Source organism: Pseudomonas sp. W2-17 (assembly GCF_041060445.1).
Lineage (GTDB): Bacteria > Pseudomonadota > Gammaproteobacteria > Pseudomonadales > Pseudomonadaceae > Aquipseudomonas.
The window spans coordinates 44,243-57,304 of sequence record NZ_JAUFNS010000025.1 but is presented as its reverse complement, the minus strand read 5'-3'; the positions used below and the strand labels follow the sequence as shown (position 1 = coordinate 57,304).

Annotated in this window: 13 protein-coding genes and 1 pseudogene; 7 read left to right on the top strand and 7 right to left on the bottom strand. The window is 59.0% G+C overall.

Translation table 11 applies throughout. From position 1 onward, the window contains the following. Positions 1–167: 167 nt before the first annotated feature. Both QWI20_RS23710 and QWI20_RS23705 read right to left on the bottom strand, forming a co-directional pair. On the bottom strand, positions 168–1,754 hold the full coding sequence (locus tag QWI20_RS23710) for an ABC-F family ATPase (protein WP_133774936.1): 1,587 nt from the start codon (positions 1,752–1,754) through the stop codon (positions 168–170). Positions 1,755–1,759: 5 nt separating this feature from the next. Continuing rightward, a pseudogene (locus QWI20_RS23705) lies at positions 1,760–1,993 on the bottom strand (hypothetical protein); the annotation flags it as partial. An 83-nt stretch (positions 1,994–2,076) separates the two neighbouring features. Between QWI20_RS23705 and QWI20_RS23700 the strand changes: the two are divergent. Then, on the top strand, positions 2,077–2,718 hold the full coding sequence (locus QWI20_RS23700; protein ID WP_369307487.1) for a polyribonucleotide nucleotidyltransferase: 642 nt from the start codon (positions 2,077–2,079) through the stop codon (positions 2,716–2,718). Between the two features lie 139 nt (positions 2,719–2,857). Here the strand turns inward: QWI20_RS23700 and QWI20_RS23695 are convergent, their stop codons facing one another. The 5 genes from QWI20_RS23695 to QWI20_RS23675 form a co-directional block, all read right to left on the bottom strand. After that, positions 2,858–4,879 (bottom strand): hypothetical protein, encoded by a 2,022-nt coding sequence (locus QWI20_RS23695; RefSeq protein ID WP_369307486.1) that lies wholly within the window; start codon positions 4,877–4,879, stop codon positions 2,858–2,860. After that, a complete protein-coding gene (locus tag QWI20_RS23690; protein WP_369307485.1) occupies positions 4,869–5,135 on the bottom strand; it encodes a hypothetical protein in 267 nt (88 codons plus the stop codon). The genes QWI20_RS23695 and QWI20_RS23690 overlap by 11 nt, the downstream gene beginning before the upstream one ends. A 352-nt stretch (positions 5,136–5,487) precedes the next feature. After that, entirely contained in the window at positions 5,488–6,018 is a 531-nt protein-coding gene (locus QWI20_RS23685; RefSeq protein ID WP_369307484.1) for a GAF domain-containing protein, read from the bottom strand. 149 nt (positions 6,019–6,167) lie between these two features. Then, a complete protein-coding gene (locus QWI20_RS23680) occupies positions 6,168–7,478 on the bottom strand; it encodes a methyl-accepting chemotaxis protein (protein WP_369307483.1) in 1,311 nt (436 codons plus the stop codon). Between the two features lie 230 nt (positions 7,479–7,708). Continuing rightward, on the bottom strand, positions 7,709–8,077 hold the full coding sequence (locus QWI20_RS23675) for an NUDIX hydrolase (protein ID WP_369307482.1): 369 nt from the start codon (positions 8,075–8,077) through the stop codon (positions 7,709–7,711). A gap of 583 nt (positions 8,078–8,660) precedes the next feature. On the opposite strand from QWI20_RS23675, the gene QWI20_RS23670 reads away from it, so the two are divergent. The 6 genes from QWI20_RS23670 to QWI20_RS23645 all read left to right on the top strand — a co-directional run bounded on the left by QWI20_RS23670 (position 8,661) and on the right by QWI20_RS23645 (position 13,027). Continuing rightward, positions 8,661–9,509 (top strand): transporter substrate-binding domain-containing protein, encoded by an 849-nt coding sequence (locus QWI20_RS23670; RefSeq protein WP_369307481.1) that lies wholly within the window; start codon positions 8,661–8,663, stop codon positions 9,507–9,509. 75 nt (positions 9,510–9,584) lie between these two features. Beyond that, the gene (locus QWI20_RS23665) at positions 9,585–10,247 is read left to right on the top strand and encodes an amino acid ABC transporter permease (RefSeq protein ID WP_282372237.1); all 663 of its coding nucleotides are present in this window, start codon (positions 9,585–9,587) and stop codon (positions 10,245–10,247) included. A gap of 12 nt (positions 10,248–10,259) precedes the next feature. Next, positions 10,260–10,922: an amino acid ABC transporter permease gene (locus tag QWI20_RS23660; RefSeq protein ID WP_369307480.1), complete on the top strand. Its 663-nt coding sequence runs from the start codon at positions 10,260–10,262 to the stop codon at positions 10,920–10,922. Beyond that, positions 10,919–11,710, top strand: coding sequence for an amino acid ABC transporter ATP-binding protein (locus tag QWI20_RS23655; protein WP_369307479.1), 792 nt, complete (start codon positions 10,919–10,921; stop codon positions 11,708–11,710). Before QWI20_RS23660 ends, QWI20_RS23655 begins: the two co-directional genes overlap by 4 nt. A gap of 24 nt (positions 11,711–11,734) precedes the next feature. Continuing rightward, a complete protein-coding gene (locus QWI20_RS23650) occupies positions 11,735–12,121 on the top strand; it encodes a RidA family protein (protein WP_172611983.1) in 387 nt (128 codons plus the stop codon). A gap of 144 nt (positions 12,122–12,265) precedes the next feature. Continuing rightward, a complete protein-coding gene (locus QWI20_RS23645; protein WP_369307478.1) occupies positions 12,266–13,027 on the top strand; it encodes an IclR family transcriptional regulator in 762 nt (253 codons plus the stop codon). Positions 13,028–13,062: the final 35 nt, after the last annotated feature.

Sequence of the window (13,062 nt, the reverse complement as noted above, 5' to 3'; positions counted from 1 at the left end):
GTAGGACCGGCTTTAGCCGGGAAAGCGTCGGATGTCATACCGCAGGATTGGGGGCGCCTGGCCTGGCGTCTTCCCGGCTAAAGCCGGTCCCACTGTCACAAAAAAGCCCCGTCACGGTGGACGGGGCTCATTGTTTACAGCATGGATCTGTCAGTGCATCGCCCTGATCAGAACGCGACGCCCTGGCTGCGCAGGTAATCGTCGTAGGTGCCGCTGAAGTCGGTCACGCCACTGGGGCTCAGCTCGATGATGCGGGTGGCGAGGGACGATACGAACTCGCGGTCGTGGCTGACGAAGATCAGCGTGCCCGGGTAGTTCTCCAGCGCCAGGTTCAGCGCCTCGATCGACTCCATATCCAGGTGGTTGGTCGGTTCGTCCATGATCAGCACGTTCGGCTTCTGCAGGATCAGCTTGCCGAACAGCATGCGGCCTTGCTCACCACCGGAAATGACCTTGACCGACTTGAGGATCTCGTCGTTGGAGAACAGCATCCGGCCCAAGGTGCCCCGAATGACTTGCTCACCTTGGGTCCATTGCCCCATCCAGTCGAACAGGGTGACATCGTCTTCGAAGTCGTGGGCGTGGTCCTGGGCGTAGTAACCCAGCTCTGCCGCATCGGTCCACTTGATCGTGCCGGCATCCGGGGTCAGTTCATTGACCAACGTGCGCAGCAGGGTGGTTTTACCGATACCGTTCGGGCCGATAATCGCCACGCGCTCGCCCGCTTCAACCTGGAAACTGAAGTTTTTAAACAGCGGCTTGCCGTCGAAGCCTTTGGCCATTTGGTCAATGATGACCGCCTGACGGTGCAGCTTCTTGTTCTGATCGAAGCGGATGAACGGACTGACGCGGCTGGAAGGTTTGACCTCGGCCAGCTGAATCTTGTCGATCGCCTTGGCGCGGGACGTGGCCTGCTTGGCTTTCGAGGCGTTGGCCGAGAAGCGGCTGACAAACGACTGCAGCTCGGAAATCTGGGCTTTCTTCTTGGCGTTGTCCGACAGCAACTGCTCGCGGGATTGGGTCGCCACGGTCATGTACTCGTCGTAGTTGCCCGGGAACAGCCGCAGCTCGCCGTAATCCAGGTCAGCCATGTGGGTGCACACGCTGTTGAGGAAGTGACGGTCGTGAGAAATGATGATCATCAGGCTGGAGCGCTGGGTCAGGATGTTTTCCAGCCAGCGGATCGTGTTGATGTCCAGGTGGTTGGTCGGTTCGTCGAGCAACAGCACTTCAGGATCGGAGAACAGCGCCTGGGCCAGCAACACGCGCAGCTTCCAGCCCGGCGACACTTCGCTCATCGGCCCGTTGTGCTGCTCGATGCCAATGCCCAGACCGAGCAACAGCTCACCGGCACGGGATTCGGCGGTGTAGCCGTCCATTTCGGCGAATTCGGTTTCCAGCTCGGCGACGGCCATGCCGTCTTCTTCGGTCATTTCCGGCAGCGAGTAGATGCGATCGCGCTCGGCCTTGACCTTCCACAGCTCTTCGTGACCCATGATCACGGTGTCGATGACGGTGAAATCTTCGTAGGCGAACTGGTCCTGGCGCAATTTACCCAGACGCACGTTCGGCTCAAGCATCACCTGGCCGCCAGACGGCTCCAGATCGCCGCCGAGGATCTTCATGAAGGTGGACTTGCCACAGCCATTGGCGCCGATGAGGCCATAGCGATTGCCACCGCCGAATTTGACCGAAACGTTCTCGAACAGCGGCTTGGCGCCAAACTGCATGGTGATGTTAGCTGTGGAAATCAATTACCTTACCTATCAATGGGTTGCGGGTTGCTGGATGTGACCTTGGGCCAATCCTGGGGCATTTCTGAGTTGTTCCATTTCCCCCAATCGCCGCTGGAGCTGGGCCAGCGCGCATATGTCGAGAGCAGCATCTGGACTGAGTGTCCGAGCTGTTGGGCGACAAAGGAGGGATTCGTTCCAGACATTGCGCGTAGTGTCGCATAAGTATGACGACAGTTGTACGGCGGACTCTGGAACAAATCTCTGAAGGACCTGTCAGGTAAATGCGTGAAAGTGGCTCTACGCTGGGCTCAGTGCTGGCTGGAGCCGCTTGAATCTACCTATGATCATTTTGGAATTGACTATGTTGAATAAATGGAATTTGCCAGTCGCAACGAACCGATCGCTAAAAAAAGCCGCGCTCAATCTCACCCTGAGCCTGGCCGTCACAATGACCGTTGGCGTCACGGCGGCTCTGGCAGCCTCGCCGCCTGCGGAGGCGCAGAGCAGTTACACCGCCGAACAGGCTTCAATGCTTGGCGGCAAGCTCTCGTTCAGCGTGCCCTCCGGGTATGTCCAACAGCCTGAGACACAGGATCCCAGAGCCACAGCCATGGGCGTGACCAGCGCCAGCTACCTCAACAAAGCGGAAAAAAGCCTGCTGATCACCGCACAGGTCCCGCTTGCCGTGGATGCCGATTCCGACAATGACCAAACCGCATTGAGCGGGATGGTGACCGGCACCGAGATGCAACAAACCTCAGATTACAAAGACTATAAAAAGCTGGGGGAAAAAAGCATCGTTAAGGCCAACGGCTTGGGTTTACGTCAGCTCGACGCCTCAATGAGCCTGGCTGACAAGCCGATGCTCGCGACTACCGTCGCAGCCGCCTCGGGCACACGGTCGGCCATCGTCACAGTGCTGACCAACGCGGACAACCCAAAAGGCCACGCTGCACTGGTGAAAACCGTTATCGGCGAGTAAGCGCGGCCTGACGTTCGCGTTCAAACCGGCAGACGCCACGTCATCCCCAGGGTGCCGCGGTTTCTAGGGTTCATCTGGTGGTGCCCGGTCGTAACATCGGAATCCGTCCCCCGATAACCGACCTCGCGCTTGTGGCGCTTTACTCAACGGGCGCTGAAGGCGATGGTTCCAGCAGCAGAAGGGTGCCCATGTCATTTTGAGCACTCACGGGGTACTTCGAGATGAGGGAGTCGTCATCCAGCTTCAGCAACGTCTGCGATGTGGGACCGACGCCCAGATAGATGCACTCCAGCGGCTTGCTGAGTGCCCCCGCCATGAGCGCATCAAGGTCACTCTGCAGGAGAGTTTCGATCAGGCCTGGCCCAGCCAAAGGCGACGCTGATTTCAATTCTGCGTGATAGATCGCTTGGCGCTGGGCCAATATCAAGCAGTCGCGGCCTTTGGACGTTGCACGGAGGAATGCCAGTTCACTGGCGATCACAGGGTCTCTCGCCTTGTCAAAGTCCAGAACATTACTGACCCCAGCCATCACCAGGTCTCGCGCTGAGAAGGCCAGCGTAACGGTGCCCAGGCTCACGAAGAACACGAATGGTAGTGCCAGTAGGCCTGAAACAGAGGATGTCGAGCGCTTGCGTACCGCGCGGAGTATCAGGTCGGTCAGGATGGCGCCAACGATCAGCGCAGGCCACAGCACCATCATCAGGCAGTAAATATGAGATCGGCCCTGATAATAAGTAAACAGCCCAAGGCCCATTATCGCCGCACAAAACAAAACATCATAAATGTGGTTATTAACGTGCCGACGCCATGCTGATACGGCCGCGACTGCCGCCGCGGCATACGCTACCAAAACGAGTTGCCAAGGATGGAACGTGAGCGGCATGGGCAGCATCATGAACCCCGACCCGTAAAACAGTTTCTGGGACGAGATGGCTTCCTGAATCCCGAGCGGGCCACCCGCCTTGAGTCTCAGGATCGCCATCAGTAGGCCAAAGGTAAGGGCTGCAAAACTCGAGAATGCGAACGCTGGCCCCAATACTCTCCACCTCAGCGGCTGGATGAAGAACGGCTTCACCAATAGCGTGGCGCCGATCGAAACCAGCACCGGAATGCCGGAATCAAAATTCCAGAACACGGCGACCCCTGATGCGACGCCCAACGCCACCAGCCTCGTCCGCGTTGGCTTCAGGCAATAGCCGGCGAAAAGGAATAACGCCACGGAAGGGCAGATGAAGCGAATCGGGTAGTACTGGACATACATCTCTTGCTTGATGTCGTTGAGGTACAGAAACAACCCTGTCGATATCAAAAGGCACAAGAACGTCATGGCCCGAAGGAGGGGGTTGCGGACGTGAAGATGCAGCACGGCAGCCAGGCACGAAAGCGCGATCACCTGAAGGACAATGAACAAGGTGCTGACCGTGAAAACGCTGATGTCTATGAGCTTGAAGAGCGGCGCTATCAGCTCCGGAAACAGACCATATTGAGAAGGCAGGTCGTGTAGGAGGGTCTTTCCCGCAACGACTTGGGTCAGCGCATAGGTGGCAGCGTCGTAGCTGACCGACCATTGGGCTGCGAGCGTTACCATTCGGTCTGAAGCAAGCCGGTAAGGCGCCACTTGAAAGACTATCGCAGCGGCGATAGCTGCTCCGATGGTCCAGCCCATGTGATAACGGCGTGCTGCATTGCCCTTCAGGCTAACTGACAGCACTGCGGCTGAAAGCAGCACCGCGAGTGTCAACATGATCAGCCTGTTGGCGTTTGCCAGGCTGGTAGGGAAGAACATTACGCCCACAAAATCAGAAGTGACAAAAGGCGCTACCAATAGAATGCAAGCTGCCGTGGCCAGAAGGGTGTGACCCAATAGGCTTGGGTTGAATCCTCGGAACAGTTTCCCGGCAATGACCAAGGCAAGGGGGGCAAGCGCGGCAAGGAGGATAAATACTGATCGCTCAACGGGCTCAGGGTTTAGCTGCGAGGGTGTCGGGATACGTACTGTCGCAAACACGGGTATCTCGGCATTCATCCCTATATGCAGATAGTGGACGAGGTAGCTCAGTGCCGAGGCCGCAAGCACCAGACATGCGATGAAGAGGATCAGCCCGAGGACCTGGGCGCGGATAACGTCATGTCTTGGCTGCGATGCAGCATCATTGGTCATTGTCGTAATCGGCCTGATCGAGTGTGGTGTGAACAAAAGGGTGCGATTCAATCACAGCCAGCGTTGAGTGCGCTATAAACGCGGACAGCTTCGTCGACCATTTCTTCTCTGTAAAACCTCCATGCCAGCCCTCCGCAGGATCCTTTGCGCACCCTTGAGCCGTTTCGATTCTGACTGACAGCCACATTCCATCGGGACGGCTGCCATCAAGGTCGGCGTGGAACATGCCAAGCGGCGTGATGTCGAGGTGGGTCAAGCGCTGTGGGCTCCTACAAACACCCACCGGCACGGGTCGCCATTGGCAACAGGGGGTTGGGACGAGCATGAAGGGACAGTTGAACTGTCGGCAGAAAGCCGCAAACTAGGGCCAATTTTTGGGGGAGTGGTGGTATTTCGTGGCGATTGCTCGTGATCCAACCAGCACCCTTAATGTCACTGAAGGCGGCGACACGACCTGATGAAAATGGGTGATCGGTGGTTCAGCGGATGCCCCATATGCATCGGGGCAGCAGAAGCACAAGTCCGGGTCGTGCGCCGCGACCCTAGGAAAGGCTCAAGCGGCGTCTTGGTTACCCACCTACCGCCGCTCGCCGGTGACGATCACCTGATCAAGCGTGTTCGACCTGCGTCCTGACTTTGTTCACCGTGCTGTAATGGGAAAACACGATGCAGCCGATCAGTCGGGAGAACAGCTCAAGGGTTTCCACGAGGTCGGGGTTCTCGAAGGTGCTGGCCTTGGTGTCGAGCAGGCACAGCGCGCCGAAGAGTTGGCCGTCGGGCAAGGAGATCGGTACGCCGATATAGCTTTCGATGGCGTATTTCTTGACCACGGGGCGGCCTGCATAGCGCTCGCTCTTGCTGATGCTGGGGATGATCAGCGCCTTCGGGTTTTTGATCAGCTCGTTACACAGTGTCGTTTCCAGCTCCAGGACTTCGCCTTCCTGAATGCCGATGTGAATCTCGTCGTAAACCGCGCAGGCGACCCACTCGGCGTCGGTGAACTTGGCGATGCCCGCGAAGCGCATGCCGGTCAGCCGGGTCACGAGCCTGAGGACGTTCGTCGTCGCTTCAACCTCGGCAATCGCCGAACGCTCTGCAATGGTCAGTAAATCCGGGCAAAGCAGGGAATTCAAAGCCATTGTCGGCTCCATGTAAGCGTGGGGTGGCATACCGGATGGGGCCACTTATGTCGGCAGATTAGCATCTTGTAGGGCAAGCGTATCTCCCCCTCAGCGCGCTGCGACTATTTGCCATGGCTCACCCGAACCCAAGGCGAGGGCGGTCGCTGTCAGAGCTGGTGGGTAAATCGCTGCACCGCCCCCACGACCTGCCGCGCGCCCTCCTGAATTTCCACGATCACGCTGCCGGCCTGATTGGCCAGCGACAGGCCCTGTTCGGCCTGGACCCGCGTGCTGCCCATGTCCTTGACCACGTCATCCACCAGCTTCTGGTTCTGCTGCACCACTGCGACAATTTCTTCGGTGGCGGTGCTGGTGCGCCCGGCCAGCTGACGCACTTCATCCGCCACGACGGCAAAGCCACGGCCTTGTTCCCCGGCGCGGGCCGCTTCGATGGCGGCATTGAGGGCCAGCAAGTTGGTCTGTTGGGCGATGCCGCCGATGGTTTGCACGATGGTGCTGATCAGCAGCGACTGCTTGCCCAGCGCTTCCATGCCATGGGAGGCGGAAAGCATCTGGTCGGCGATGCCGTTCATGGTCTCCACCGTGTTGTTGATCACAGCCGCGCCGCGCTGGGCCGAGACGTCGGTGCGCTGGGAAATCTCGAACGCTGTGCCGGCTGCAATGCTGATGTCCGCCTCGCGCCGCACTTGATCCGTGATCACGGTGGCGAACTTGACCACTTTATAAAGCTCGCCCTGGGTATCGTGCACCGGGTTGTAGGTTGCTTCGAGCCAGACGTCTTCGCCCCGGCTGTTGATGCGCTTGAACCGGTCGGCCACGAACTCGCCGTTGTTCAGGCGTTTCCAGAAAGTTTTGTAATCTTCGGTGGCGGCAAACTTCGGGTCACAGAACAGGCTGTGGTGCTTGCCGACGATCTGATCCTGGCTGTAGCCCATTTCCTTGAGGAAAGACTGGTTGGCCTTGAGCACGTGACCGCCGAGGTCGAATTCGATGACCGCCGTCGAGCGCAACAGGGCGTTGATGAACGACTCGTTTTCCCGGGCCTTGTTGATTTCGCTGGTGACGTTGGTCGCCAGGCATTTGAGGGCGACGAGGCGACCCTGCTCATCTTTCAACGGCGACCAGGTGGCGTGAATCCAGATCAACGGACCGCTTTTGCTGACGAAGCGGTAGTCGTCCGTCACTGCCGTGCCGCTGGTGGCTGCGGCCTTGAAGTTGCGAAAGCATGGCATGGTCGCCACGTAGGAAGGGACAAACGCCGCCATGGGGTTGCCGACCAGTTCATCGTGGGAGTAACCGATTGCTGCGCAGAACTTGCTGTTGGCGTCCGTGATGCGCAGGTCGGAATCCACTGTCAGCGACAGCATCTCCTGCATGAGGGCGTCATGAAAATTTTTTAGCGTGACCAGCTCCGAGCTTAGTGTGGCCACCTGCTTTTTGACTTTGGAATTAAACATCTGCCGCTCCTTGGATATCCTCTGCTTGATGTCGGCGTTCGTACGCCGAAATTAAGCCCGGTCGTCAGAATGTTTATAGATCATGCGTGGACAGAAGGAGGGCGCTGACAAGGAATTGCGGACAAGAAAAAGCCCGCGATGGGGGGTGCGGGCTTAAAGTCAGTCTTGGAGGAGCAAGTGAAGACTACCGCCCTCGATGTGAAAAACCCGTGAACACCTCTCAACAACAGTTAATAAATAGCGTTGGTCAGAAAGGCTTTGACGATGGACTTCGCCGAAGGACTGACTTTCTGGCTGCCCAGTTCTTCAGTGGTAAACCACTTGCAGTCGGCAATTTCATTGTGGGGGGCAGGGGTGGCGATCATCGTCACCGACACCTCGAACACGTGATGCATCACGGCGCCGCCTTCAAACCGGCTGATGTATGCCAGGTCTTCCAGGATCAGTCCGGTCTCTTCACGTAGTTCCCGAGCAGCCGCCTGTGCAGGCGATTCATCGGCCTCGACCTTGCCGCCCGGCAGGTTCCAGCGGGCTTTGGATTTGCGCACGTAGAGGATTTGATTGTCCCTGCGGCAAATGACTGTGGCTCGTTCTTTCATTGGCGTTCCTCCACCGTACAACCCGTAAAAGCGCCTGCCGTCCGTGCATGTTCACGCGGTTGTCATAAAAGCTTCATAAAGACGTTTGAAGCAGTAAGGGTGCCAATGTTCCCTTGACCTCTACATAAATCGGCCGGTCATAGCAAAACCGTAGTTGGAATGGGGGAAGTTTTTCGGTAACCGGCCCAACGGCATGGCGTAGCGCCGTGGTCTGAGCTCAGCACAACCCAAAGTGCCACTACTGAAGTGACGCGATGCTTAGGGGTTACACCAAGGGGATCGTGCCCTTGCCGCGATGAACGGTCGGCGGAGGTAAGACGTGATGCGCGTTTCTGGCGCGGGGCGCACACCGATGGGGCCCAATGCTCACTGCGTGGGGTGATCCGTAGCGCTGAATCTATCGACTCGCGAGAGGATTCAACCTGCACGCAACTGCCTTTCAACTGCATGTGATTGAAAACACCCGTGATTCTTGCGCCTTCTTTTACCGCCCGACTCTGTGGCACACTTTCTGCTGTCCATTCCGTTGTGGCAAACAGTGTTCCGCTATAGCGGAATAAATACAACCGGCGGAGTTTCTCTCATGTGGCGCGGATCCCTTTCTTTGAAAGCTTGTGCACTGGCCCTGATAACGGCAGCGACGTTTGCGACGACGGCGTACGCGGCTGACAGCAAGCTCGACAGCGTTCTGCAACGTGGCCATCTGATCGTGGGCACGGGCAGCACCAATGCCCCGTGGCATTTCCAGGGCGCAGACGGCAAGTTGCAGGGTTTTGATATCGACATCGCGCGGATCGTCGCCAAGGGCCTGTTCAATGACCCGAGCAAAGTCGAGTTCGTCGTGCAGTCTTCCGACGCGCGGATCCCGAACCTGCTGACCGACAAAGTCGACATGAGCTGCCAGTTCATTACGGTCACCGCCAGCCGCGCCCAGCAGGTGGCCTTCACCCTGCCTTACTACCGCGAAGGCGTCGCGCTGCTGCTGCCGACCAATAGCAAGTACAAGGAAATTGACGACCTGAAAAGCGCTGGCGATGGCGTCACCGTTGCCGTGCTGCAAAACGTCTACGCCGAAGAGCTGGTGCATCAGGCGCTGCCGAAGGCGAAGGTTGACCAGTACGACAGCGTCGACTTGATGTACCAGGCCATTAACTCCGGTCGTGCCGATGCGGCGGCCACCGATCAGTCGTCGGTGAAATACCTGATGGTGCAGAACCCCGGTCGCTATCGCTCGCCCGCGTTCGCCTGGAGCCCGCAGACCTACGCGTGCGCCGTCAAGCGTGGCGATCAGGACTGGCTGAACTTCGTCAACACCGCCCTGCATGAAGCCATGACCGGGGTTGAATTCCCGATGTATGCCGAGTCGTTCAAGAAGTGGTTCGGCGTGGACCTGCCGACCCCTGCGATCGGTTTCCCGATGGAATACAAATAACCCGCGCCGCTTGCGTCGCCCATTGAAGGGGGCGAGGACGGCCGTGGTGCCGTCCCGTCCCAGGTACTGCTGACCATGAATTATCAGCTGAATTTTGCAGCGGTCTGGCGGGATTTCCCCAGTCTGCTGGCGGGGCTGGGGCTAGGCCTGGAACTGGCCCTGATCTCCATCGCCATCGGGTGCGTGATCGGCATGATGGCCGCGTTTGCGATGCTGTCGCGCTATCGGGCACTGCGCATCGTGGCGTCGGTTTACGTCACCGTGGTGCGCAACACGCCGATTCTGGTGCTGATCCTGTTGATCTACTTCGCCTTGCCAGGGCTCGGTATTCGCCTGGATAAGATCCCGTCGTTCATCATCACCCTGTCGCTGTATGCCGGGGCGTACCTGACCGAGGTGTTCCGTGCAGGCCTGCTGAGCATTCACAAGGGCCAGCGCGAAGCGGGGCTGGCGATCGGCCTCGGCGAATGGCAGGTGCGCGCGTACATCGTGGTGCCGGTGATGCTGCGCAACGTGCTGCCGGCGCTGTCGAACAACTTCATTTCGTTGTTCAAGGACACGTCCCTGGCCGCCGCCATCGCGGTACCGGAACTGACCTATTACGCGCGCAAGATCAACGTCGAGAGCTACCGGGTGATTGAAACCTGGCTGGTGACCACGGCGCTGTACGTCGCGGCCTGTTACCTCATCGCCATGCTGCTGCGTTACCTCGAGCAGCGTCTGGCGATTCGCCGCTAGGAGGCCAGGACCATGTACGAACAACCCAGTTGGTTGCATGAATTGTGGATCGCCCGGGAGGCGCTGTGGGCGGGGTTTCTCACCAGCGTGCAGTGCGCGGGCCTGGCGATCGTGTTCGGGACGGTGATCGGCGTGTTCGCCGGGCTGATCCTGACCTACGGCAAATGGTGGGCGCGCCTGCCGTTTCGCGCTTACGTGGATCTGATTCGCGGCACGCCCGTGTTTGTCCTGGTGCTGGCCTGCTTCTATATGGCGCCGGCGCTGGGCTGGCAGATCGGCGCGTTCCAGGCCGGTGCACTGGGGCTGACGCTGTTTTGCGGCTCCCACGTGGCCGAGATCGTGCGCGGTGCCTTGCAGGCCATCCCGCGCGGGCAGCTGGAAGCGGGCAAGGCCATTGGCCTGACGTTCTCCCAGTCCCTCAGCTATGTGCTGCTGCCCCAGGCGTTGCGGCAGATATTGCCGACCTGGGTCAATTCGTCTACCGAGATCGTCAAGGCCTCGACCCTGCTCTCGGTGATCGGCGTGGCCGAGCTGCTGCTCAGCACCCAGCAGGTCATCGCGCGCAACTTCATGACCCTTGAGTTTTACCTGTTCGCCGGCTTTCTCTTCTTCGTCATCAACTACGCCATCGAGCTTCTTGGGCGGCAAATCGAAAAACGGGTGGCCTTGCCATGACACAGACTCAAACCGCACCTGCCGCCCCGGCTCTGTTGAGCATCGAAGGGCTGCACAAATCCTATGGCCCGGTTGAAGTGCTCAAGGGCGTCGACCTGAAGATGAACAAAGGCAACGTGGTGACGCTGATCGGCTCCAGCGGCTCGGGCAAAACCACGCTGCTGCGTTGCGTCAATCTGCTGGAAGAATTTCAGGGTGGGCACATTCGTCTCGAAGGCCAGGACATCGGATACAGCGACGTCAGTGGCAAGCGCGTGCGTCATCCGGAAAAGGTCATCGCGCAGCACCGGGCGATGACCGGGATGGCGTTCCAGCAGTTCAACCTGTTCCCGCACCTGACAGCGCTGCAGAACGTCACCCTTGGCTTGCTCAAAGTGAAAAAGCTGCCCAAGGACCAAGCCGTCGCCCTGGCCGAAAAGTGGCTGGAGCGCGTCGGCCTGCTGGAGCGGCGCAACCACTTTCCCGGCCAGTTGTCCGGCGGCCAGCAGCAGCGCGTGGCGATTGCCCGCGCCATCGCCATGAACCCGAGCCTGATGCTGTTCGACGAAGTCACGTCGGCGCTGGACCCGGAGCTGGTGGGCGAGGTGCTCAGCGTGATCAAGGGCCTGGCGGAAGAGGGCATGACCATGTTGCTGGTGACCCATGAGATGCGCTTCGCCTATGAGGTGTCCGATCAGATCGTGTTCATGAACCAGGGGCGCATCGAAGAGCAGGGCCCGCCCAAGGCATTATTCGAACAACCCAAGTCAGCGCGTCTGGCTGAATTCCTCAAGAACATTCGTTTTTAAGACGCTCAATCAAAGGAGATTTTCATGAGCATTACTCGTTACGGTGCCGGCAGTACCGCAGGTGGCGGCCAGCCACGTCCTTTCGCCCGCGCCGTCGAAGCCGATGGCTGGCTGCATGTGTCGGGGCAGGTGCCGGCTGAAAACGGTGAGATCATCAACGGCGGGATCGTCGAGCAGACCCATAAAACGATGCAGAATCTGGTGGCCATTCTGACCGAGGCCGGTTACGGCCTGGAAGACGTGGTACGGGTTGGCGTGTGGCTGGAAGACCCGCGTGATTTCTGGAGCTTCAACAAGGTCTTCGGCGAGTACTTCTCCCCGGAACACGCCCCGGCCCGCGCCTGCGTGCAGGCCAACATGATGGTCGACTGCAAGGTCGAGATCGATTGCATTGCCTATAAGCGCAAGTGAGGCGAGCGGCAAGCTTCAAGCTGCAAGTCGATACAGCGGTGATCGAACGCTTGCCGCTTGAAGCTTGCAGCTCAATTGCCTACCCCATTTTTAAAGGCTGAAGGCGCTTTTTGCATCCGCGCCGTTTAGCCTGGAGCTGCTCTTATGACCGAAGACATCAAACGCCGGGCCCGTGGTTTAGACCGAGCGTTCGATATTCTCGATTTTCTCAAGGAAACCGGCACGCCGATGCGGCCCAACGAGATCGCCAGTGGCATCGGCAGCCCGAAATCGACGGTGTATGAGCTGGTCAGTTCTCTGTTGGAGCGGCGCATCCTCGAGACCGTCGGCAAGGACGGTCACGTGTACCTGGGCCGGCAGCTGTACTTCCTTGGGCAGGCGCATCTGCGCCATTTCGACTTCACCCGCGAGGCGGAAGTCAGCCTGGGTGAAATCGTCGAGCAGACCCGGGAAACCGCGCAGATGTGCCTGCTCAACGGCCGCAAATACACCGTCGCGCTGATGAAAGAAGGCGCGCGGCATTTTCGTATTTCTTCGGACATCGGCGAGGACGCGCCGATCCCGTGGACCGCCTCGGGACGCTTGCTGCTCGGGCACCTCACCGATCAGGCGATCACCGACCTGATCGACGACGAGGACTTCATCCTGCCGGACGGCAAGCGCCTGCCGATCGCGACGTTTCTCGCCGAGATCCGCAAGGCCCACGACGACGGCTTCTTTTCTTTCGACAGCATCGCCGACACCTTCACCCATTGCTTCGCCGCGCCGGTGCGGGACAAACAGGGCATCTGCATCGCAACCCTGTGCATCGTCGCCCCGCGCGCCGACGCCACCGCCCATTACGATCATTACCGGCGCGTGTTGATCGACAGCGCCAACGGCCTGGCCCGGCGCGTCATCGAATAGCGTCGCCGACCGTACACACGAACAAAAAAATTCAG

What these genes read in the sequence shown, in the direction of transcription:
- QWI20_RS23700 (WP_369307487.1), top strand. Translation starts at nt 2,077, where the DNA reads ATGATCATTTTGGAATTGACTATGTTGAATAAATGGAATTTGCCAGTC.
- QWI20_RS23695 (WP_369307486.1), bottom strand. Translation starts at nt 4,879, where the DNA reads ATGACCAATGATGCTGCATCGCAGCCAAGACATGACGTTATCCGCGCC.
- QWI20_RS23685 (WP_369307484.1), bottom strand. Translation starts at nt 6,018, where the DNA reads ATGGCTTTGAATTCCCTGCTTTGCCCGGATTTACTGACCATTGCAGAG.
- QWI20_RS23680 (WP_369307483.1), bottom strand. Translation starts at nt 7,478, where the DNA reads ATGTTTAATTCCAAAGTCAAAAAGCAGGTGGCCACACTAAGCTCGGAG.
- QWI20_RS23675 (WP_369307482.1), bottom strand. Translation starts at nt 8,077, where the DNA reads ATGAAAGAACGAGCCACAGTCATTTGCCGCAGGGACAATCAAATCCTC.
- QWI20_RS23670 (WP_369307481.1), top strand. Translation starts at nt 8,661, where the DNA reads ATGTGGCGCGGATCCCTTTCTTTGAAAGCTTGTGCACTGGCCCTGATA.
- QWI20_RS23665 (WP_282372237.1), top strand. Translation starts at nt 9,585, where the DNA reads ATGAATTATCAGCTGAATTTTGCAGCGGTCTGGCGGGATTTCCCCAGT.
- QWI20_RS23660 (WP_369307480.1), top strand. Translation starts at nt 10,260, where the DNA reads ATGTACGAACAACCCAGTTGGTTGCATGAATTGTGGATCGCCCGGGAG.
- QWI20_RS23655 (WP_369307479.1), top strand. Translation starts at nt 10,919, where the DNA reads ATGACACAGACTCAAACCGCACCTGCCGCCCCGGCTCTGTTGAGCATC.
- QWI20_RS23650 (WP_172611983.1), top strand. Translation starts at nt 11,735, where the DNA reads ATGAGCATTACTCGTTACGGTGCCGGCAGTACCGCAGGTGGCGGCCAG.
- QWI20_RS23645 (WP_369307478.1), top strand. Translation starts at nt 12,266, where the DNA reads ATGACCGAAGACATCAAACGCCGGGCCCGTGGTTTAGACCGAGCGTTC.